At 71.7% G+C, this 21,273-nt stretch carries 15 protein-coding genes; 9 read left to right on the forward strand and 6 right to left on the reverse strand.

From position 1 onward, the window contains the following. Positions 1 to 33: 33 nt before the first annotated feature. The 7 genes from PGH47_RS40765 to PGH47_RS40795 are packed head-to-tail and all read left to right on the forward strand — an operon-like array spanning position 34 to position 12,318. Positions 34 to 6,474: an amino acid adenylation domain-containing protein gene (locus PGH47_RS40765; RefSeq protein ID WP_271667681.1), complete on the forward strand. Its 6,441-nt coding sequence runs from the start codon at positions 34 to 36 to the stop codon at positions 6,472 to 6,474. A 22-nt stretch (positions 6,475 to 6,496) separates the two neighbouring features. Next, positions 6,497 to 6,718: an MbtH family protein gene (locus PGH47_RS40770; protein ID WP_125525583.1), complete on the forward strand. Its 222-nt coding sequence runs from the start codon at positions 6,497 to 6,499 to the stop codon at positions 6,716 to 6,718. 38 nt (positions 6,719 to 6,756) lie between these two features. Next, complete coding sequence (locus tag PGH47_RS40775) at positions 6,757 to 8,034, forward strand: cation:proton antiporter (protein WP_271667682.1); 1,278 nt, start codon at positions 6,757 to 6,759, stop codon at positions 8,032 to 8,034. Positions 8,035 to 8,071: 37 nt separating this feature from the next. Continuing rightward, positions 8,072 to 9,556: a tryptophan 7-halogenase gene (locus tag PGH47_RS40780; RefSeq protein ID WP_376056899.1), complete on the forward strand. Its 1,485-nt coding sequence runs from the start codon at positions 8,072 to 8,074 to the stop codon at positions 9,554 to 9,556. Positions 9,557 to 9,573: 17 nt separating this feature from the next. After that, entirely contained in the window at positions 9,574 to 10,767 is a 1,194-nt protein-coding gene (locus tag PGH47_RS40785; protein ID WP_271667684.1) for a cytochrome P450, read from the forward strand. Between the two features lie 13 nt (positions 10,768 to 10,780). Next, on the forward strand, positions 10,781 to 12,052 hold the full coding sequence (locus PGH47_RS40790) for a cytochrome P450 (protein WP_271667685.1): 1,272 nt from the start codon (positions 10,781 to 10,783) through the stop codon (positions 12,050 to 12,052). Positions 12,053 to 12,099: 47 nt separating this feature from the next. After that, positions 12,100 to 12,318: a ferredoxin gene (locus tag PGH47_RS40795; protein WP_271667686.1), complete on the forward strand. Its 219-nt coding sequence runs from the start codon at positions 12,100 to 12,102 to the stop codon at positions 12,316 to 12,318. Between the two features lie 64 nt (positions 12,319 to 12,382). Here PGH47_RS40795 and PGH47_RS40800 read toward each other — a convergent pair whose 3' ends face one another. Both PGH47_RS40800 and hppD read right to left on the reverse strand, forming a co-directional pair. Beyond that, positions 12,383 to 13,501, reverse strand: coding sequence for an alpha-hydroxy acid oxidase (locus PGH47_RS40800; protein WP_271667687.1), 1,119 nt, complete (start codon positions 13,499 to 13,501; stop codon positions 12,383 to 12,385). Continuing rightward, positions 13,488 to 14,567, reverse strand: a complete 1,080-nt coding sequence (gene hppD, locus PGH47_RS40805) for a 4-hydroxyphenylpyruvate dioxygenase (protein ID WP_271667688.1) — start codon at positions 14,565 to 14,567, stop codon at positions 13,488 to 13,490. The genes PGH47_RS40800 and hppD overlap by 14 nt, the downstream gene beginning before the upstream one ends. A gap of 189 nt (positions 14,568 to 14,756) precedes the next feature. Between hppD and PGH47_RS40810 the strand changes: the two genes are divergently transcribed. Beyond that, positions 14,757 to 16,088 carry an aminotransferase-like domain-containing protein gene (locus PGH47_RS40810; protein WP_271667689.1) on the forward strand — a complete coding sequence of 444 codons (1,332 nt, stop codon included), beginning with the start codon at positions 14,757 to 14,759 and terminating at the stop codon, positions 16,086 to 16,088. Continuing rightward, the gene (locus PGH47_RS40815; protein ID WP_271667690.1) at positions 16,085 to 17,221 is read left to right on the forward strand and encodes a prephenate dehydrogenase; all 1,137 of its coding nucleotides are present in this window, start codon (positions 16,085 to 16,087) and stop codon (positions 17,219 to 17,221) included. Before PGH47_RS40810 ends, PGH47_RS40815 begins: the two co-directional genes overlap by 4 nt. Positions 17,222 to 17,352: 131 nt before the next feature. Here the strand turns inward: PGH47_RS40815 and PGH47_RS40820 are convergent, their stop codons facing one another. The 4 genes from PGH47_RS40820 to PGH47_RS40835 are packed head-to-tail and all read right to left on the reverse strand — an operon-like array spanning position 17,353 to position 21,174. After that, positions 17,353 to 18,576, reverse strand: coding sequence for an ABC transporter permease (locus PGH47_RS40820; protein ID WP_271667691.1), 1,224 nt, complete (start codon positions 18,574 to 18,576; stop codon positions 17,353 to 17,355). After that, positions 18,573 to 19,313: an ABC transporter ATP-binding protein gene (locus tag PGH47_RS40825; RefSeq protein WP_271667692.1), complete on the reverse strand. Its 741-nt coding sequence runs from the start codon at positions 19,311 to 19,313 to the stop codon at positions 18,573 to 18,575. Before PGH47_RS40825 ends, PGH47_RS40820 begins: the two co-directional genes overlap by 4 nt. Further along, a complete protein-coding gene (locus tag PGH47_RS40830; protein ID WP_271667693.1) occupies positions 19,310 to 20,608 on the reverse strand; it encodes a peptidoglycan-binding protein in 1,299 nt (432 codons plus the stop codon). Before PGH47_RS40830 ends, PGH47_RS40825 begins: the two co-directional genes overlap by 4 nt. Then, positions 20,605 to 21,174, reverse strand: a complete 570-nt coding sequence (locus tag PGH47_RS40835) for a hypothetical protein (protein ID WP_271667694.1) — start codon at positions 21,172 to 21,174, stop codon at positions 20,605 to 20,607. Before PGH47_RS40835 ends, PGH47_RS40830 begins: the two co-directional genes overlap by 4 nt. Between the last annotated feature and the right edge of the window lie 99 nt (positions 21,175 to 21,273).

Genomic DNA, 21,273 nt, shown 5'->3' on the forward strand with positions numbered 1-21,273 from the left:
ACATGACCGCAAGCCTTTGTGAGGAGTAACGCGATGCCCCGATCCCTCGTCGAAGACGTGTGGCCGCTGTCCCCGCTCCAGGAGGGCCTGCTCTTCCACGCCGCCCTGGACGACCGCGGCGGCCCCGACGTCTACACCGTGCAGGCCGTGCTCGCCCTCGACGGGCCGGTGGACGCCGCCCGGCTGCGTGCCTCCTGGGAGGCGCTGGTGGCCCGGCACGCGGCGCTGCGCGCCGGCTTCCGCCACGTCAGCGGCGCTCAGATGGTGCAGGTCATCGCCCGCGAGGTGACCCTGCCGTGGCGCGAGGAGGACGTCAGCGGACGGCCTTTGCAGGAGGCGACCGCCGCGGCCGACAGGGTCGCCGGCGAGGAACTGGGCCGGCGGTTCGACCTGGCGGCGGCCCCACTGCTGCGCATAGCTCTGGTCAAGCTCGCCGAGGACCGGCACTGGATGATCGTCACCAGCCATCACGTGCTCATGGACGGCTGGTCGATGCCGGTCGTGATGAGCGAGCTGTCCGCCCTGTACGCGGCCGGCGGCGACGCCTCCGGGCTCCCGCCGACGGCCTCCTACCGTGACTATCTGGCCTGGCTGAACCGGCAGGACAAGCACCGGGCGCGGGACGTGTGGCGGGCCGAGCTGGCCGGTCTCGACGCCCCCACGCTGGTCGCGCCCGCCGACCTGACCCGGCTGCCCGACTCCGGCTTCGTGCTCACCGACCTCTCCGAGGAGCTGACGACGGGCCTGGTGAGCCTGGCCCGCGGCCACGGGCTGACCCTGAACACGGTCGTGCAGGGCGCCTGGGCGGTCGTACTGTCGCAGCTCGCCGGACGCACCGACGTGGTGTTCGGCGCCACCGTCTCCGGCCGGCCCGCCGAACTACCGGGTGTCGAGACCATGGTGGGCCTGCTGATCAACACCCTCCCTGTGCGGGTGCCCCTCGACGGGCGGCAGCCCGCCGTCGAGATGCTCACCGCCCTCCAGGAGCGGCAGGCCGGACTGATCGCCCACCAGCATCTCGGACTGCCCGAGGTGCAACGCCTCGGCGGCGCCGGCGCGGTCTTCGACACCCTCGTCGTCTACGAGAACTTCCCGCACGCGCCCGGCAAGCCCGGCTCCGAGGGACTGTCCATGCGCCCGGCGAAGCTCTCCCGCGACACCGCCCACTACCCGTTCACGCTGGTCGTCGCGCCCGGAGACCGTCTGCACGTCAAACTCGACCACCAGCTGGAGCTGTTCGACCGCGGCACCGCCGAGGCCGTGCTCGGCCGGCTGATCCGGGTGCTGGAACAGATCGCCTCCGACCCGCGGATACCCGTCGGTCGGCTCGCCGCGGTCGGCGGGCCGGAGCTGGAACGCGTCCTGCGCGACTGGAACGCCACCGAGGCGGCCGTGTCCGGCAGTTCCGTGCCCGAACTCTTCGCCGAGCAGGCGGCCCGCACTCCCGACGCGGTCGCCGTCGTCGACGGAAAGCGGAGCCTGACGTACGCCGAACTCGACGCCGGCGCCGACCGGTTGGCAGGGCACCTGATCGGTCGCGGCGTGGGGCGGGGCGACCGGGTCGCCGTGCTCATGGAGCGGTCGGCCGGTCTGCTGACCGCGCTGCTCGCGATCTGGCGGGCGGGCGCCGCGTACGTGCCCGTCGACGTGAGCAACCCGACCGAGCGGATCACGTTCCTGCTCAAGGACTCCGCACCGGCCGCCGTCCTGTGCACCCGCTCCACACGGGGTGCCGTACCCGAGGACACCCCTGTGACCCCGCTCGTGCTCGACGACCTGACGGCCAAGCGGGAGACACCGTCGCCGGTGCCGTGCACCGCGGACGACATCGCGTACGTGATGTACACCTCCGGCTCGTCCGGGACGCCCAAGGGCGTGGCCGTGCCGCACGGCGCGGTCGCCGCGCTCGCCGGGGACCCGGGGTGGGGCGTGCACGAGCGGGACGCCGTGCTGCTGCACGCCCCGCACGCCTTCGACGCCTCACTGTTCGAGATCTGGGTGCCGCTGGTCTCCGGGGCCCGCGTGGTGGTGGCGGAGCCGGGCGTGGTCGACGCCCTGCGGATCCGCGAGGAGGTCGCCGCCGGGGTGACCGCCCTGCACCTGACCGCGGGTACCTTCCGGGTGCTCGCCGAGGAGGAACCGGAGTGCTTCACCGGGCTGCGCGAGGTGCTCACCGGCGGCGACGTCGTACCCCCGCAGGCCGTCGAGCGAGTACGGCGGGTCTGCCCGGAGCTGCGGATCCGCCACCTCTACGGGCCGACCGAGACCACCCTGTGCGCCACCTGGCACCTCGTCGAGCCCGGCTCGCCCGCCGCCGGCACGCTGCCGATCGGACGGCCACTGGCCGGGCGCCGGGTCCACGTCCTGGACGCCTTCCTGCAACCGGTGCCGGCCGGCGTGCCCGGCGAGCTGTACATCGCCGGCGAGGGCGTCGCACACGGGTACGCCGGGCGCACCGCTCTGACCGCCGAGCGGTTCGTGGCCGACCCGTACACGGACGGGCGGCGGATGTACCGCACCGGGGACCTGGTCCGCTGGACCGACGAGGGCGAACTGGTCTTCGTCGGCCGGGCCGACGCCCAGGTCAAGATCCGGGGCTTCCGCGTGGAACCGGGCGAGGTGGAGGCCGCGCTCGCCGCGCAGCCCGGCGTCCGGCAGGCCGTCGTCGCCGCCCGTGACGACGGCCCCGGCGAGAAGCGGCTGATCGGGTACGTCGTCGCCGACGGACCGGATCTGGACCCCGACCACGTCCGTGAGCAGGTCGCCGAGGTGCTGCCGGAGTACATGGTCCCGGCGATGGTGATGGCCATGGTCACGCTGCCGGTGACCGCCAACGGCAAGGTCGACCGCAATGCGCTGCCCGCCCCCGACTTCGTCTCGCGGGTCGCCGGACGCGCCCCGGAGAGCGAGACCGAGCAGCAGATGTGCACGCTCTTCGCCGAGGTGCTCGCCCTCGACGAGGTCGGCGCCGAGGACAACTTCTTCGAGCTCGGCGGCGACTCCGGCCTCGGAATGCGTCTCGCCCGCCGCATTCGGGAGGAACTCGGCGTCGACCTGCCCATCCGGCAGCTGTTCTCCGCGCCCACGCCGGCCGGTGTGGCGCGGGTGCTCGCCGCCAAGGTCCGTCCCGCACTGCGGCAGATCGAGGAGCGCCCGGACCCGCTGCCCCTCACCGCAGGCCAGCTGCGCACCTGGCTGCTGGACCGGCTCGACGGCGACGGCACGCCCGCGCACCACGCCCTCGCGCTACGGGTGGGCGGCGCCCTGGACCGGGACGCGCTGACGGCGGCGCTCGGAGACGTCGCCGACCGGCACGAGATCCTGCGCACCACCTTCCCCGGCACCAGCCGCTCGGTTCACCAGGAGGTGCTCGAACCGGAGGCCGGGCGGCCCGAACTGCACCTCGTCGAGGCTCGCGAGGAGGAACTGCCCGCACTGCTCCGGCAGGCGACGGCGCACACCTTCGACCTCACCCGCGAAGTGCCCTGGACCCACACCCTGTTCGCGCTCTCCGACACCGACCATGTCCTGCACCTGCTCGTGCACCCCATCGCCGCGGACGCGCAGTCAACCGGCGTGCTGATGCGCGACCTCGCCGCGGCCTACGGTGCCCGGCGCCGGGGCCGCGCCCCCGAACGGGCGCCGCTGCCCCTGCAGTTCGCCGACTACGCGCTGTGGGAGCGGGAGCTGCTGAACGGCGAGCAGGACCGCGAGACCCTCGCCTGGGACGAGATCCAGTACTGGCGCGGCGCACTCGACAACGCCCCGGAGGGCCTGGAACTGCCCACGGACCGCGACCGACCGGTGCTGCCCACCCGCCGGGCCGCATCCGTGCCGGTCCGGCTCGGCGCCCAGGCGCACGCCCGGCTCACCGCGACGGCCGAGGCGTCGGGGGCCCCCGCGTTCACCGTGGTCCAGACGGCACTCGCCCTGCTGCTCGGCAGGCTCGGCGCGACCGACGACGTCACCGTCGGCACCGTGCTGCCGCGCAGCGACGACGAAGTCGAACTGGAAGGGCTGATCGGCGCCTTCGAACGCCCCCTCGCCCTGCGCACCGACCTCTCCGGCGATCCCACCTTCACCGAACTGCTCGGCAGGGCGCACGACGCGGGTCGCGAGGCCCGCCGCCGCCAGGACGTGCCCTTCGCCCGGCTGCTGGAGGCCCTCGACCTGCCGCCCACGCCCGACCGCCACCCTGTCTTCCAGGTCGCCCTCGACGTCCACGACGAGGGCGAGGACCCGTGGGACGCCTGGCAGCTGCCCGGTCTGAACACCAGCCCCGTCGACCTCGGCACCGACGCCATGGAGTTCGACCTGTCCCTCCACCTCGACGTGACCGAGGACCTGGACGGTGCGCCGGACGGCCTGGCCGGCGAACTGCGGTACGCCACCGACCTGTTCGACCCCACTACGGCGGCGGCGTTCGCCGCACGGCTGGTCCGGGTCCTGGAGCAAGTCGCCGACGACCCGGAGTTGCGGGTCGGGGACGTCGACCTGCTGCTGGACGAGGCGGAGCGGCAGGCGACCCACGAGTCCGAGGTCGAGCCACCCGAATCGACGGTCGTCGAGGCGCTGGCCGCGCGGGTCGCCGCCACGCCCGACGCGGTCGCCGTGGCGGACGAGTCCGGGACGCTCACCTACGCCGAACTCGACGTGTCAGCAAGGGCGTTGGCGGGACGGCTCAAGGCGCGGGGGATCGGTGCCGAGGACGTCGTGGCGGTGGACCAGCCCGCGGGCGTGGGGCTGGTCGGGGCGGTTCTCGGGGTGTTGTGGTCCGGTGCCGCGTTCCGGCTGATCTCCGGACCGGACCGGGCACTCGGGGAGCTCCGTCCCGATGCCGTGGTCACCAGCGCGAGCGGTGCCGGGGTCTGGCCGCCGGGGGAAGACATCCCGGTGCTGATCACCGACGGCGATGACACGGCGGTTGATGCCGTCACGGAGATCCCCGGTGGAGACCTCGCCCCGCACCCCGGCCATCCCGCCCTGCTGCTCCCCACCTCGGCCGAGGACGGCACCCACACGGTCATCGAGCACCGCACCCTCGCCTCCCGCACCGCGCACCGCGCCCTCACCTCGACCGTGTCCGGGGTGACCCTGCTGGACTCCCGTGTGCCGGGCGCGGCCCTGATCACCCCGCTGCTCGCCACTCTGAGTTCCGGCGGCGCCGTGCGCTTCGGCACACCCTCCGCGGACGGGCCCGACGCCGACCTCTTGGTCACCAGCGGCGCCCTGCTCGCGAAGCAGGCGGCGGACTCACCGTCGTACCCGGAGATCCTGCTCGTGGACGAGGAGCCGCACCGGATTCCCCCGGTCTCCACCCGGGTCACCGGTCACGCCACACCCGAGACCGGCGGCACCTGGCTGGAGGCGCGGTTCGGTCCCGGCGATTACGCGCCCGCCAACGGGCTCCCGGCGGGACGGCCGCTCCCGCACACTCCGGCCTACGTCCTGGACGACCGGCTGCGGCCGGTCCCCAGCGGAGTCGAGGGGGATCTGTACGTGGCGGGCGGCACCCTCGCCCGGGGCTATGCGGGACGGCCCGCGCTCACCGCCGAGCGTTTCGTCGCCGACCCGTACCGGCCCGGCGGTCGGATGCTGCGGACCGGGAAGCGGGCCAGGCGCGACGGCGAGGGCGTGCTGTCGTTGCGTGACCGACGGGCCTCCCGAGCCGCCAGGCCGGCCGGTGGAGGGGGCGGCGAACTGGGCGTGCTGCTGCCACTGCGTCCCGAAGGCACCCGTAAGCCGCTGTTCTGCCTGCATCCGAGCATGGGCCTGAGCTGGTCGTACGCGGCGCTGGTGCCGTATCTGCCGGCCGACCTCCCGGTGTACGGAGTGCAGGCGCGCGGGCTCGCCGGGCCGGAGGAACTCCCGCACAGCATCGAGGAGATGGCGGCCGACTACGCCGACGAGATCCGCACGGTGCAGCCCGAGGGCCCCTATCACCTGCTCGGCTGGTCCTTCGGCGGCATGATCGCGCAGGCGATCGCCTGCCGGCTGGAGGAACTGGGCGAGGAGGTCGCGTTGCTCGCGCTGCTCGACGCGTACCCCAGCAGCGCCGGGAAGTCGGTCTCCCGGGACCGCGGGGTCTCCCGCGAGGAGCAGGCGTCGACCTTGATGGAGCAGGAGATCGAGGTGTCGGCGGGCGTCGACGCGCGCGGCAACCTGGGCGACCGGGTGCTGTCGCGGATGCAGGAAGTGCTGGGCAACATGGCCCGGTTCGCGCCCGGCCACACCCCGCGCCGCTTCGGCGGTGACGTCCTGCTGTTCATCGCCGCGCACGACCGCCCGGAGGAACTGCCCGCCGCCGAGGCGAGGGCCGGCTGGGACGACTTCACCGGCGGCACCGTCGAAAGCCATGAAATCCCCGTCGACCACTACCGAATGCTCCACCCCGGAGATCTCCCGCCGGTCGGCCGTGTCCTCACCGAGAAACTGACCGCCCCTCGACAGACCGAAGAATCCGCGAACCACTGAGGAAAAGAAGGCGAATGACACCATGACCAACCCTTTCGACAATGAGAACGGCACTTTCCTGGTGCTCGTCAACGACGAGGGTCAGCACTCGCTCTGGCCGGTTTTCGCGGAGATTCCGCAGGGCTGGACGACCGCGTTCGGTGAGGCGAGCCGGGCCGAATGCCTGGAATTCGTCGAGCAGAACTGGACCGACATGCGGCCCAAGAGCCTCGTCGCCCGCATGGAGGGCACCTCCACGGCCTGAGCGGTGGCGCACGCACGCGGTGAGAAGAAGGGAGAAGCGTGGACACCGAACAGGTGACGGCCGTCGTCATCGGCGACGTCGCGCTCATCGTCGTCGCCTCCTGGCTGCTGGGCGCGCTGGCCCGCCGGCTGGGACAGCCGACCGTGATCGGGCAGATCGTGGCGGGTATCGCCCTCGGCCCCACCTTGCTCGGCCGGCTGCCGGGCGATCCGACCAAGGCGCTCTTCCCGCCGGAGGTGCTGCCGTTCCTGACGGTGCTCTCCCAGGTCGCCGTCGTGATCTTCATGTTCCTCGCCGGATACGAGATCAACTACCGGCAACTGCGCAGCGGTGGCCGGTCCGTGCTGGCGGTGGCCGCGCTGGCACTGCTGGTCCCGGCCGGCCTCAGCACGGGCGCGGTGACCCTGCTCGACGGGATGTTCACCGCGGTCGAACCGGACGCGGGCGGGCGGACGTTCGTGATGTTCATGGCGGTGGCCTGCTCGGTGACGGCGCTGCCGGTGCTGGTGGCGATCGTCCGCGAGCGCGGCATGGCGGGGACGGCCACCGGGACGGTCGCCACCACCGCGGCCGGAGTCATGGACGCGGCCGCCTGGCTCGTGCTGGCCGCCGCGTTCGCCGGCACCGGGCACTCCTCGAGACCCTCGTGGCTGTGGGCCCTGGTGCTGATCGTGCTGTTCAGCGCGGTCATGTTCCTCGTCGTACGGCCCCTGCTGGACCGTCTGCTGCGGCGCTCGGAGTCGCGGCTGCTCAGTCCGGTGCCGCTGGCGCTGGGGCTCGCGCTGGGCAGTGCCTGGGTGACGTCGATGCTGGGGCTGCACCCGGTGTTCGGCGCCTTCCTCGCGGGGCTGGTCATGCCGCGCCGCAACGAGGTCCCGGACGCCGAGGTGCTCCAGCCGATGGAGCAGACCGCGGCCGTGTTCCTGCCGCTGTTCTTCGTCACCACCGGGCTGAAGTTCGACGTCGGCACCCTCGACGCCGACGGACTGGTGCTGCTGGCGCTGATCCTGGGCATCGCCGTCCTCGGCAAGCTCGGCCCGGCGTACGCGGCCTGCCGGTTCACCGGACTCGGCCCCCATCAGTCGGCACGGGTGGCCGCCCTGGTGAACACCCGCGGCCTCACCGAACTGATCGTGCTCAACGTGGCGCTCGAAGCGGGGGTGATCGGCCCCGGACTCTTCACGGTGCTCGTCCTGATGGCGCTCGTCACCACCTTCATGACAGGCCCGCTGCTCACCCTCATCGGACGAAAAGAGCGTCCGGAAAAGGAAAATGGACGAGTTGACGAGCCGGTCGGACGAATTCAGGCTCAATGAGAACACCGAAACGGACAGGGAGTTGGCTGTGGGAGCAGTGACCGAAGAATTCGACGTGGCCGTCGTCGGCGGCGGACCCGCCGGTTCCACCCTTGCCGCGCTCGTCGCCAAACAAGGGCACCGGGTCGTCGTACTGGAAAAGGAGAACTTCCCGCGCTACCAGATCGGTGAATCGCTGCTGCCGTCCACCATTCACGGTGTGTGCCGGCTCTCCGGCGCCGCGGACGACCTCGCGAAGGCGGGCTTCCCGCTCAAGCGCGGCGGCACCTTCCGCTGGGGCGCCCGGCCCGAGCCCTGGACCTTCGCCTTCTCCGTCTCGCCCCGCATGGCGGGCCCGACGTCCGTGGCGTACCAGGTCGAGCGTTCCAAGTTCGACGACATCCTGCTGAAGAACGCCCGCAAGCAGGGAGCCGACGTCCGCGAGGGCTGCTCGGTGCGCGGGGTGATCGAGGAGGGCGAGCGGGTACGCGGCCTCACCTACGCAGACGCCGACGGCAACGAGCGTGAGATCCGCGCGCGGTACGTCGTCGACGCCTCCGGCAACAAGAGCCGGCTCCACAACAAGGTCGGCGGCACCCGCGAGTACTCCGACTTCTTCCGCAGCCTCGCCCTCTTCGGCTACTTCGAGAACGGCAAGCGGATGCCGGAGCCCAACCGCTTCAACATCCTCTGCGTGGCCTTCGAGAGCGGCTGGTTCTGGTACATCCCGCTCAGCGACACCCTGACCAGCGTCGGAGCCGTCGTACGACGGGAGATGGCCGAGAAGATCCAGGGCGACCCGGAGAAGGCGCTGCGGGCACTGATCGACGAGTGCCCGATGATCGCCGACTACCTCTCCGACGCGACCCGCGTCACCGAGGGCCAGTACGGCGAGATCCGGGTCCGCAAGGACTACTCGTACCACCACACCACCTTCACCCGGCCCGGCATGATGCTCGTCGGCGACTCCGCCTGCTTCGTCGACCCGGTCTTCTCCTCCGGCGTCCACCTGGCCACCTACAGCTCGCTGCTCGCCGCCCGCTCCCTCAACAGCGTCCTGGAGGGCAAGGTCGACGAGGACGCCGCGATGCAGGAGTTCGAGGCCCGCTACCGGCGCGAGTACGGCGTCTTCTACGAGTTCCTCGTGTCCTTCTACGAGATGCACCGCGACGAGAACTCCTACTTCTGGCAGGCCAAGAAGGTCACCGCGAACAGCGAGCCGGAGCTTCAGTCGTTCGTCGAGCTGATCGGCGGAGTCTCCTCCGGCGAGCAGGGCCTGATGAACACCGAAGCGCTGAGCGAGCGGCTCGCGGACAACTCCGAGGAGTTCGCCACCGCCGTGGAGAAGTTCGCCGCGAACGAGGACGGCAGCTCGGTGCCCCTGTTCAGCTCCTCCGTCGTGCGCAACGCCATGCAGGAGGCGGGCCAGGTGCAGATGCGGGCGCTGCTCGGCGAGGACGCCGAACCCGAGACGCCCATGTTCCCCGGCGGACTGGTCTCCTCCCCGGACGGCCTGTACTGGCTGCCGGCCACCACCGCCTGAGGGAGGCGAGCCCCGACATGGCGTCCCGTGACGTCCCCGTGTACAACCGCCGGGACCGGCTCGACCCGGTCCCCGAACTGGTCGAACTGCGCAACCGGTGCCCGGTGCTGCGGACGGAACTGCACGGCGGACCCTCCAGCCAGGTCGTGGGCTGGCTGGTCACCGGCATCGACGAGTCCCGCGAGGTGCTCAGCGACCAGCACCGGTTCACCATGCTCCCGCCCGCCGACACCGAGGCGCAGTCCCGGCGGCTCCAGAACATCGGCAACCCCCTGCACTACGACCCGCCGGAGCACACCCGGCTGCGCAGGATGCTCAACCCCGAGTTCACCATGCGGCGCCTGCGCCGACTCCAGCCGCGCATCGACGCAGTCGTCGAGGAGTGCCTCGACGCCATGGAGCAGGCCGGGGCGCCGGCCGACCTGATGCAGCACTTCGCCTGGCAGATACCGGGCCACACGGCCTGCGAACTGCTGGGCGTGCCCCGCGACGACCGGGCCGAGCTGTCCCGGCACCTCGACATCACCCGCGACGACGGCCGCGGCCGGGCCCGCCAGATGGCGGCCGGCCGGGCCTACCGCGCCTACTTCCACCAACTCACCGCACGGCAGCGCCGGGACCCCGGGAACGATCTGCTGGGCATGCTGGTGCGCGAGTACGGCGACGAGATCACCGACGAGGAACTGGAGGGCCTGGCCGCGTCGCTGACCTCCGCAGGCATCGAGAACGTCGCCAGCATGCTGGGACTCGGTACGCTCGTCCTCCTCGAACATCCCGATCAGCTCGCCGAGTTGCGTCAGAAACCCGAACTGATCGATCGCGCGGTGGAGGAACTGCTGCGCCACGTCTCGGTCATCCCGACCCTCTCGCCGCGCACCGCGCTGGAGGACGTGCCGCTCGGCGGGCAGGTCGTGCCGAAGGGGGAGCGGGTCATCTGCTCCGCCTTCGCGGCGAACCGGATCGCCACCCCGGGTGACGATCACAAGGACGGCTTCGACATCACCCGTGAACCGGCCCCGCACATGGCGTTCGGGCACGGCGTGCACCACTGCCTCGGCGCTCCGCTGGCCCGGATGCAACTGCGCACCGCCTACCAGGCGTTGTGGCGGCGCTTCCCGGACCTGCGGCTCGCCGTCCCGCACGAGGAGATCAGGTTCCGGATGCCGTCCTCACGGGTCTACTCCGTGGACGCACTGCCGGTGGCCTGGTAGGAGGACGACGTTCATGCCGCAGCAAGCCCAGCAACCGGCCCCGCAGCAGCAACCGCGGGCACAACAGGCGTACCCCGAACTGCTCTACACCCGGCGCACCCGCTTCGACCCGGCCGACGACCTGCGTGCCGCGCCGCCCCTGAGCAGGTACGTCATCGGCCCCAACGAATCCGACGAATGGGTCTGGCTCGCCACCGGCTACACCGAGGTCCGCCGGATCCTGGGCGACCACACCAACTTCAGCACCCGCCGCCGATGGGGCGCCGAAGGCCCGAACTGGCGCCCGCCGGAGCTAGTCGGCCATCTGATGGACTACGACCCGCCGGAGCACACCCGGCTCCGCCGGATGCTCACCCCCGAGTTCACCGTACGGCGGCTGCGCCGGCTGGAACCGGACATCACGGCGATCATCGAGGAGCACCTGGACACCGTCGAGGCGACCGGACCGGGCGCCGACCTGATGCCGCTGTTCGCGCAGCCGGTGCCGGGCGAGGTGCTGTGCGAGCTCATCGGCGTACCGCGCGACGACCGGCCCGAGTTCCTGCGCCACTGCCACCGGCACCTGGACTTCTCCCGCAGCCGCAAGGTGCGCGCGGCCGACGGCGCCGCGTTCTCCCGCTATCTCGTCTCGATGGTGGCGCGGCAGCGCAAGGACCCCGACGACGGGTTCATCGGCGCGCTGGTGCGCGAGCACGGCGACGACTTCACCGACGAGGAGATGCGCGGTGTGTGCGTGCTGCTGATCCTCGCCGGAATCGACAACATCGAGGGCATGATCGGCCTCGGCGTCCTCGCGATGCTGGAGAACCCGGACCAGCTCCCGCTGCTGCTCGGCGAACGCGACGGCACGGGCGGTCCTGGTGCGGGCAAGGGGGACGGCGGCCGTCTCGCCTCCGACCGCGCCCTGGACGAGCTGGTCCGCTACATGTCGGTGGCGAACGCGCCCACCCCGCGCACCGCCGTGAACGACGTGCGGATCGGCGACCAGCTGATCAAGGCGGGCGAGACCGTCATCTGCTCGCTCACCATGGCCAACCGCGATCCGGCCCTCACCGACGGCCCTGACCGGCTCGACCTCGCCCGTGAGCCGGTCGCCCATGTCGCCTTCGGGCACGGCGTCCACCACTGCCTGGGCGCCGCGCTGGCCCGCACCGAGCTGCGGATCGCCTACAAGGCCCTGTGGCGGCGCTTCCCCGGACTGCGGCTCGCCGTGCCCGTCGAGGAGGTGCGCTTCTACAACCGCGCGCTCGCCCACGGAGTCCACCGCCTGCCGGTCGCCTGGTGACCCGTCGGATGGGAGAGGTGGGCCCACGGAAAGGAGACGGCAGAGCGATGGAGATCCGGATCGACCGCGACAAGTGCGTGAGCGGTGGCGTCTGCGCGATGTTCGCGCCCCAGGTGTTCGACCAGGACGACGAAGGAATGGGCGTCGTCGACAACTCCGCACCGGCCGAGGAACTCGCCGCGGCCGTACGGTCGGTCGTCTGGCGTTGCCCGGGACACGCCATTTCGGTCCATGAACAGGAGGCGGAGCGGGGAGGGCCTCGCTGAGGGGCCTTCGCGTCACGTCGCTGGTGCCCGGCATCTCCCTGATGCCGGGCACGATCGATTTCCGCTAGCGGCGGCCCCGTATCACCACCGCGTCCAGCTCCCGCGCCTCCGCCACCCCCGCGCAGCCGGCCAGCCCCAGCGCGTCCGCCACTTCGGCGGCCAGGAGCTCCAGCACCTGCCGGACACCGTCCTCGCCGTCGGCCGCAAGGCCCCAGACCGGGGCGCGGCCGACCAGCACGCCCGACGCGCCGAGGGCGACGGCCTTGAGGACGTCCGTGCCGCTGCGCACACCGCCGTCCAGGAGGATCTCGCCGGCGCCGCCGACCGCCTCCACCACCTCGGGCAGTGCGTCCACGGCGGTCAGCGCGCCGTCCAACTGGCGGCCACCGTGGTTGGAGACCACCACGGCGTCGACGCCGTGCTCCACCGCGCGGCGCGCGTCCTCGGGAGCCAGCACGCCCTTGAGCACGATCGGCAGCCGCGTGCACTCGCGGAGCCGCTCCACGTTCGACCAGGTCAGGGACCGGGAGAAGGTCTCCGCCGTGTGCACGGCCACCGCCGACGCGCCGTCGCCGCCGCGGTGTGCCGTCGAGGCACCACCGCCCAGGTGGACCGCGCGGACGTGGTCGGGCAGGGCGAATCCGTTGCGGACATCACGCAGCCGGCGGCCCATCCACGGCACGTCGACGGTGAGCACGATCGCCTCGCAGCCCGCGTCCTCCGCCCTGCGGACCAGATCCAGCGTCCGCCCGGTGTCACGCAGCCAGTACAGCTGGAACCACACCGAGCCGCCAATCGCCGTGACCTCCTCCACCGGCACACTGCTCAGCGTCGCCAGGGCGAAGGGCACCCCCGCCGCCTTCGCGGCCCGCGCGGTCGCCAACTCGCCCTCGGCACGGACGAGTCGGTGATACGCCACCGGCCCGATCGCCACCGGCATCCGCACCGCCCGCCCGAGCAGCGTCGACTCCGTGCCGCACCGGGACACGTCCCGGAGGACCCGGGGGCGCACGAACACGGCGTCGAACGCCGTCCGGTTGGCCGCGAGAGACAGCTCCCGGCCGCTGCCCCCGGCGATGAAGTCCCACACGTCGGGCGGCAGCGCCGCGGCGGCGGCCCGCTCGACGTCGTCCATGTCGAGCCAGACCGCCGCCGCGCCTCCGCCGGAGTCATCGCAGGCCATGCTGCCCGGCCTTCTCCAGTTCCACCGCCTCGTACAGCGCCTTGATGTTGGCGCTGCCGAAGGTGCCCGCGCCCTGCCGTTCGATGATCTCGAAGAACAGGGTGCGCTTGGGGTGGGTGGAGGCGGTGAATATCTGGAACAGCTGTCCGCCGTGGTCCTCGTCCGCGAGCAGCTGCGTCTCGCGCAGCATGTCGATGGAGTGCGTCGCGAGCTCGATACGGCCGTCGAGCAGGTCGTAGTAGGCGTCCGGCGTCTTCAGGAAGCGGACGTCGCGTGCCCGCAGCGCATGGACCGAGCGCACGGCGTCATCGCTGGAGAAGGCGATGTGCTGGACGCCGGCCCCGTCGTGGTTCTTCAGGAAGTCGTCGATCTGCCCGGGCTCGGCCTTGGTGTCGGGCTCGATGAGGGTGAGCGTCACCACGCCGTTCGGGCTCTGCACCACCTTCGACTCCATCGCCTGCGTGCCGACGACGATCCGCTCCTCGAAGATCTCGCTGAAGCCGAGGGCGTTGCGGTAGAACCGCACGGTCGTCTCGAGATCGCCCGCGGGCAGGCAGACCGCGAAGTGGTCGATGTCCAGCAGCCCCACCTCGCCGGCCCGGTGCGGCTCCTCGTTCGCGACGGGCGTGTACCCCGCCGGGAGACCGCCGGACGCACCGGGCTCGCGCTCCACCAGCGTGTGGACGACGTCCCCGAAGCCGCCGATGAGCGCGGTCGCTCGCGGCCCGTCCCCGGAGTGCCGCTCCGGCTTGCGCAACGCACGGGCCCCGCCGGCCACCGCGGCGGTGTACGCGGCGCCCGCGTCATGGGTGCGCAGCGCGATGTCGGCGACCCCGTCGCCGTGGGCCGGGAGATACGCCGACGCGGGATGACGGTCGCTCAGCGGGGTCGTCAGGACAAGGTTGATCCCGCCGTGCCGGAGCGCGACGCCGTGATGGTCGGCGGAAATGCTCTCGCCGGCCACGGAAAAACCGTATGCGTCCTGCCAGGCCCGGGCCGCCACCTCCAGGTCCTTCACATACAACTCGACGTAGTCGATCGCATAGTGACTGATGGGTTGATTCACGCTCGCTCGATCATTCATGACGGTCCCTGGGTCGAAGAAGGATCGGGATTTGCGGCACAACCGTACAACTCGATCGGCGAATACCGAACTTGTCAAAGTAGGGCACCCGAAGGCACTGGTCAGGGCCGTTTCACGGGTGTCAAAGGAGAGACGTTGTCGCAGTTGGCGCAGTGCGTGATACTGACCCCCATGCAGATCCCGAAAAATCTTGCGGAATTGAGTTCGGAGCCGCTGCACGCCTCGCTCTCCGCTGCGTCCATGGAGTCGATGAATCTGCTCAACAATATTGCCGGAAACTATCCCGAGGCAATATCGTTCGCGGCCGGACGTCCCTACGAGGGATTCTTCGACACGGACCAGATCCATGAATATCTAAGGGTGTTCGAGGGCTATCTGCGAAGTGAGCGGCACATGACGGAACAGCAGGTGTCGCGCACCCTTCTGCAGTACGGCGACACGAAGGGCGTCATCACCGAGTTGATCGCGCGGAACCTCGCCGTCGACGAGGACATCCACGTCGACCCGCGCGGCGTCGTGGTCACCGTCGGCTTCCAGGAGGCACTGTTCCTGGTGCTGCGCACCCTGCGCGCCGACGACCGCGACGCGCTGCTGGCCCCGTCCCCGACCTATGTCGGCCTCACCGGCGCCGCCCTGCTCACCGATCTTCCGGTGCTGCCGGTGCCGTCCGGTGAACACGGCCTGGACCTGGGGGAGTTGGTACGCCGACTGCGCAGCGCGCGAGACGCCGGCCACCGTGTGCGCGCCTGTTATGTCACGCCCGACTTCGCCAACCCCGTCGGCGTCAGCATGACCGTCGACGACCGGCACCGGCTGCTGGAGATCGCCGCGGCGGAGGGCCTGCTCCTGCTGGAGGACAATCCCTACGGGCTCTTCCACCGCACCCCGGACCGACGCCCGCCCACGCTGAAGTCCCTAGACACCGAGGGCCGTGTCGTCTACCTCGGTTCCTTCGCCAAGAGCGGCGTCGCGGGCGCGCGGGTCGGCTTCGCGGTGGCCGACCAGCCGGTGCGCGGCGGACTGCTCGCCGACGAGCTGTCGAAGATCAAGAGCATGCTGACGGTGAACACCTCACCGATCGCCCAGGCCGTCATCGCCGGCAAGCTGATCGCCAACGACTTCAGCCTGGTGGCCGCCAACGCCAGGGAAACCGCGGTGTACCAGAGCAATCTGACGCAGGTTCTGCAAGGGCTCGCCAAGCGGTTCCGGGACGACGCCGGGGTGACCTGGAACGAACCCGACGGCGGGTTCTTCGTCGTCGTCACCGTGCCGTTCACGGTGGACGACGCCTTCCTGGAGCACGCGGCGCGCGAGCACGGCGTGCTGTTCACGCCCATGCACCACTTCTTCGGCGCGGGCACCGAGTCCCGCCAACTCCGGCTTTCGATCAGCACCTTGACCCCGGAGCGGATCGAGGAGGGGCTCGACCGGCTGGCCGCCGCCGTCATCTCACGCCTGCCCGGTGCCAGCCCGGCGGACGCGGCCGCCGGGGCGGTCTCGTGATCCGCTCCCTCGCCGTCGTCGGCACCGGACTGATCGGCACCTCCGTGGCCCTCGCCGCCGCCCGGCGCGGCGTCACCGTCCACCTCCTCGACGCGAGCGCGTCCGCGGTCCGCACCGCCGAACTGCTCGGAGCCGGAACCGCTCGGCCGCCCGAGGCACCGGTCGACCTCGCGGTGCTCGCCGTTCCCCCGAGCAAGGTCGCCGACGTGCTCTCGGAGCAGCAGGAGCGGGGCCTCGCGCGCAGTTACACGGATGTGGCCAGCGTCAAGGCCGGCCCGGAGCGCGACGTACTGGCCCGCGCCCCGCGCCCCACGCACTTCGTGGGCGGACACCCGCTGGCGGGCCGTGAGCGTTCCGGACCGCTCGCCGCACGGCCCGACCTCTTCCAGGACCGGGTGTGGGTGCTCACCCCCTCCCGGCTCACCTCCAAGCCCGCCTTCGACCGGGCCCTGGACCTGATCGCCCTGTGCGGAGGCGTGCCCACGGTCATGCTGAGCGGGGCCCACGACGAGACCGTGGCGCTCACCTCGCACGCCCCGCACCTCATGGCCAGCCTGGTCGCGGCACGCCTCGGCGGCCGGTCACCCGTCAGCGCACTCCTCGTCGGCCAGGGTTTCCGGGACGCCACCCGGATCGCACGGGGCGAGGCCCGGCTGTGGACCGACATCGTCGAGACCAACGCCGCCGAGGTCGCCGGAGTCCTCACCGCACTCCAGACCGACCTCACCGAACTGCTCACCGCGGTACAGGACCTGTTGGTCCGGGACCCGCGGAACCGGGCGCGCAGCCGGCGGAACCTCACCGGTCTGCTGGAGCGCGGTATCGCCGCGCTGGAGGCGTTGCCGGCCCCGCCCGCCGCCGACACCGCCCATGTCGACGTCACCATCACCGCGCGTCCCGGCGAACTCGCCCGGCTCCTGGACACCGCGGCCGGATACGGCGCCGGCGCGGACACCGTCGCCGCGCCGGTCAGCCCGCACGGCGGCGACGGACCACTGGTCATCCGGTTCGAGCTCGCCGCGGCCGAGGCGGAGACCCTGGCGGAGAAACTGGCCGCCGCCGGCTGGGACGTGGTGCGCGAGGACGACGTACGGGACGAGGCCGGCCCCACTCTCGTCGGGGCTTCGGGCTGAAGGCCGTGGCACACCGGCACCCTCCCCGGCCCACTGGCTGGGGAGGGTACGGGCCCGGTGCCCCTTGCGGGGGATTTTCGAGGGGCACCGGCGATCCGGGCGCGACCGTCGCCGTCGTACGACGTTGTCGATCAGGGCGTCGCCAGTGCCTCCGTCGGCGGCAGCCGGGCCGCGCGCACCGCCGGGTAGAAGCCCGCCAGCGCTCCGATGATCAGCGTCGAGCCGATGCCGCCCGCCATGGCCCAGGCCGGCACGACCGACGGCCAGCCCTGATAGGAGGCGTAGCCGATGGTCACCGCGATCCCGAGCGTCACCCCGCCGACGCCACCGAGCGCGGACAACAGCTGTGACTCGCACAGGAACTGATTGCGGATCTGGCCCCGGGTGGCCCCCAGCGAGCGGCGCAGCCCGATCTCGGACCGGCGCTCCAGCACGGAGATGACCATGGTGTTGGCCACCCCGACTCCGCCGACCAGCAGCGCCACCGCGCCGAGCCCGAGGAGCAGTCCGCTCAGGGTGTCGTCCGTGGCCTCCTTCGCGGCGAGTGCGTCGGAGGGCCGGGAGACGGCCACCTCGTCGGGCTTCTCCGGGTTGGTGGTCGCTCCGAGGATGCCCTGCACCTGGGAGACTCGCTCCTCCACGGCCCGTACGTGGATCACGGACGGGTAGCCGTCGAAGCCGAGTTTCTCCTCCGCGTAGGGCCAGCCGACCAGTGCCTGGGTGTCCAGCTCCGGGGTCAGCTCGTTGGGCGCGAGCAGTCCGATCACGGTGAACCAGCGGTCGCCGAGCCACACCTGGACGTCGGAGCCGGCCCGGTGCACCCCGAGCTGTTCGGCGGCGCGGGGGCCGAGCACGACGGATGGATAGCGGTCGTTGGCGGCGTTCAGCCAGCGGCCGTCGGTCAGCTTCGCGCCGGTCGTCTCGGGCAGGTTGGTCTTCGCCGCGTAGACGGCGATACCGCTGGTCTCGGCCGCGGGTATGTGGTCGTTGCGGTAGACCTTGGCGTCGACCTTGCCGAGCGCGGTCACCGACTCCACGTCCGGTATGTTGCCCACCATCTGCACCGACTCGCTCGGCAGATGGGAGGCGTCACCGCTGAGTGACGGCCCCGGTGTGACGGACAGCAGATTGGTGCCGAGCGCGCTCAGCCGCCGGTCCAGGTCTTCGGTGCTGGACGTCGAGATGCCCACCACGCCCACCATCGCCGCGATGCCGATGGCGATGCCCAGCGCGGACAGGAACACCCGCATGGGCCGGGCCCGCAGCCCGTACCCGCCCACCCGCAGCACGTCTGCGGGGCTCATCCGGGCCGGACGGGGCCGCGCGCCGGCCGCCCGCCCCTCGGACCCCGTCATCGCTCAGCCCCGGAGGGCGTGGCCGCCAACTCCCGGCCGGTGGTGGAGTCGTGCTCGATCCGCCCGGCGGTGGAGTCGTGCTCGATCCGCCCGTCCTTGAGCCGCACCTCGCGCGGCAGGGAGCCGGCGACGTCCCGGTCGTGCGTGATGACTACGACCGTGGTGCCGGCCTCGTTCAGCTCGTGCAGCAGTTCCAGCACGGTCGCGCCGGAGCGGGAGTCGAGCGCGCCGGTCGGCTCGTCGGCCAGCAGCAGCGGAGGATCGCCCAGCACCGCGCGGGCGATCGCGACCCGCTGCTTCTCACCGCCGGAGAGCTGGTGCGGCTCGTGGTACAGCCGGTGCCCGAGCCCCACCCGGCGCAGTGCCGTCTCGGCGAGCCGGCGCCTCTTGGCGCGCGGGGTGCCGCTGTAGAGCAGCCCGTCGGCGACGCTGTCCAGCACCGGTATGCCCGCGGTGAGATGGAACTGCTGGAACACGAACCCGATCGTGCCGGCGCGCAGCGCGGACAGTTCACGGTCGCTCAGCTCCTCGACCGCGTGACCGTCGACCCGGACGTGCCCGGAGGTCGGACGGCTGAGCGTGCCCATGATGTTGAGCATGGTGGACTTCCCGGACCCTGACGGCCCGACGATCGCGACCAGTTCACCGCGCCCGATCACCAGATTCGTGTCGGCCAGCGCGACGACGTCCCCGTACCGCTGGGACACCCCCGTCAACTCGACCACATGAGGCGTCACTTGGGCACCCCCACACTCATGCCCTCTTTGATGCCGGAGCCCTTCACCTCGACCAGGCCGCTCGCGAACATGCCCAGCTCCACCGGCACCAGCTCGCTGCTGCCGTCGGCCTTCGGGACCTCCAGCGCGTAGCCGCCGCCCGGGCGCGCCATCAGCGAGTTGACCGGCACCGCGAGCACGTCCCGACGGCTGTCGGCCTCCAGGATCACGTCGACGGACGCGGCCTGATAGCGGCCCAGTTTCTTCTGGTCGTCGATCTCTAGTTGGACCGGAAGAGTTGCTTCGTCGGCGCCCTGGCCCTCGCCACCCGCCCCGCCGCCGGAAGCGGCTGCGTCATTGGCCGGGGTGCCGATGTCGGTGACCTTGCCCACCACGGTGCTGCCGTCCGGCAGCCGGACCGTGGCCTTGGAGCCCTCCTTCACCAGGTCCTCGTGCTGCGGGTCCAGGTCCATGGAGACGATCCGCTCGGTGCCCGTCCAGGTCAGCACCTCGCCGCCGGCGACCGCGCCGGGTGAGGTCTTCAGCTCCGCGACCCGCCGGGCACCGGAGGCGACCACCGCGTCCCCGGGCCGTACGGTCCCGGTCTCCTCGGCGTTGAGGTCGTCCTGCCACTCCTCGACGGCCTGGGCCGTGCCGTAGGTGTACTCGTCGTCCACGTCGAAGCCGTCGTAGCCCAGATCGGCGAGGTTGCGCTCCAGCATGCGCACGTCGGAGCCCTCGCTGCCCTGCTCCAGCGTGCGGTAGAGCGGCACGGACCCGTACAGCAGGGGCACCTTGCGCTCGTTGACCCGGTAGACGGTGTCGCCGCGCTTGAGCGTGTCGCCCTCGCCGGGCACCCACGTGATGAACTCGCTGTCGGCAGTGGCCTGTCCGCCGCCGCTCTGCCCGGACGCGGAGGCGGCGGAACCGTTGGTGACGGCGGTCGGCTTGCCGTGGCCCAGCGTGCCGTCCACGGTCTCGGTGCTGGTCAGTGTCATCCGCTGGACCTTCGTCGTCGCCGCGGGCCCCGCGGGGGCGGCAGCGGCGGCGGGCCCGTCGTCACCGCTGAACGCGCCGGTCGCGGCGAGTCCCGCGGCGGCGGCCACGGCGATCGCGATCACCACGATGACGGCCGTACGGCGGATACGGCGTTTGCGCCGGTCGGCCGTCGGGCGGTCGGTGTCCTCGGTCGCCGCGGGCCGTGCCGCCTCCTCGGCGACGGCCGGCGCCCGTTCCGCGTCGTCGTCCGGGACCGCGGGCGCCCCGCCGGGCTCCACCACGGCAGGGAGGTGTTCCGCCTCCTCCTGCGTGGTCACTGGCCTCCGCCGCCCTGGATCATCATCCCGCCGCCGGGCCACTTGTCCTGGCACGCGGAACGCGCCTTCTGGAAGGCCGGGTCGGCCATGCTGAGACCCGCGCCGGCGAAGTCGAGGGCCATCTGGCCGCCGTTGATCTCCGGGTCCGGGAACTTCGGCACGCCGTTCTCACGGATGCACTCCGCCCAGGCGGCGACCTTCGTCGGATCGAGCGGTTCGCCGCCCTGGGCCTGGCCCTCGGCCTGCGGCGCCTTGTCGCGGCACGCCTCCATGGCGCCCTGGAACTCGGCGGAATTGGTGTCGACGCCACCCGCGTCCATACGGATACCGCCGTCGGCCTGCTGCGGATCGGGGAATTCGGGTACGCCCTCCGCGCGCATGCACTCGGCGAATTCCAGAGCCTGGTCGAACGCGCCGTTCGCCGACCCGGAGGAGTCCGAGGACGTGCCGCTGTCGGAGGCCGCCTTGGACTCTCCGGAACAGCCGCTGATCAGCGCGCCTGTGAGGAGCAGGGATACGGGAAGAAGTGTGCGCCCGATCAGGGCACGTCGTTGTGTGGAGAACATGAACGGAGTTGTACGCCGGGTGCGGTTACACCCGGGGAACAGCCGTGCCTGCCTCTTTGACCCCCTCCACGCGTTATTCCGCTGTTATGGGTCGCAGGG

Origin of the sequence: Streptomyces sp. HUAS 31 (assembly GCF_028198125.1) — a bacterium.
In the GTDB taxonomy this organism is placed as follows: domain Bacteria; phylum Actinomycetota; class Actinomycetes; order Streptomycetales; family Streptomycetaceae; genus Streptomyces; species Streptomyces chartreusis.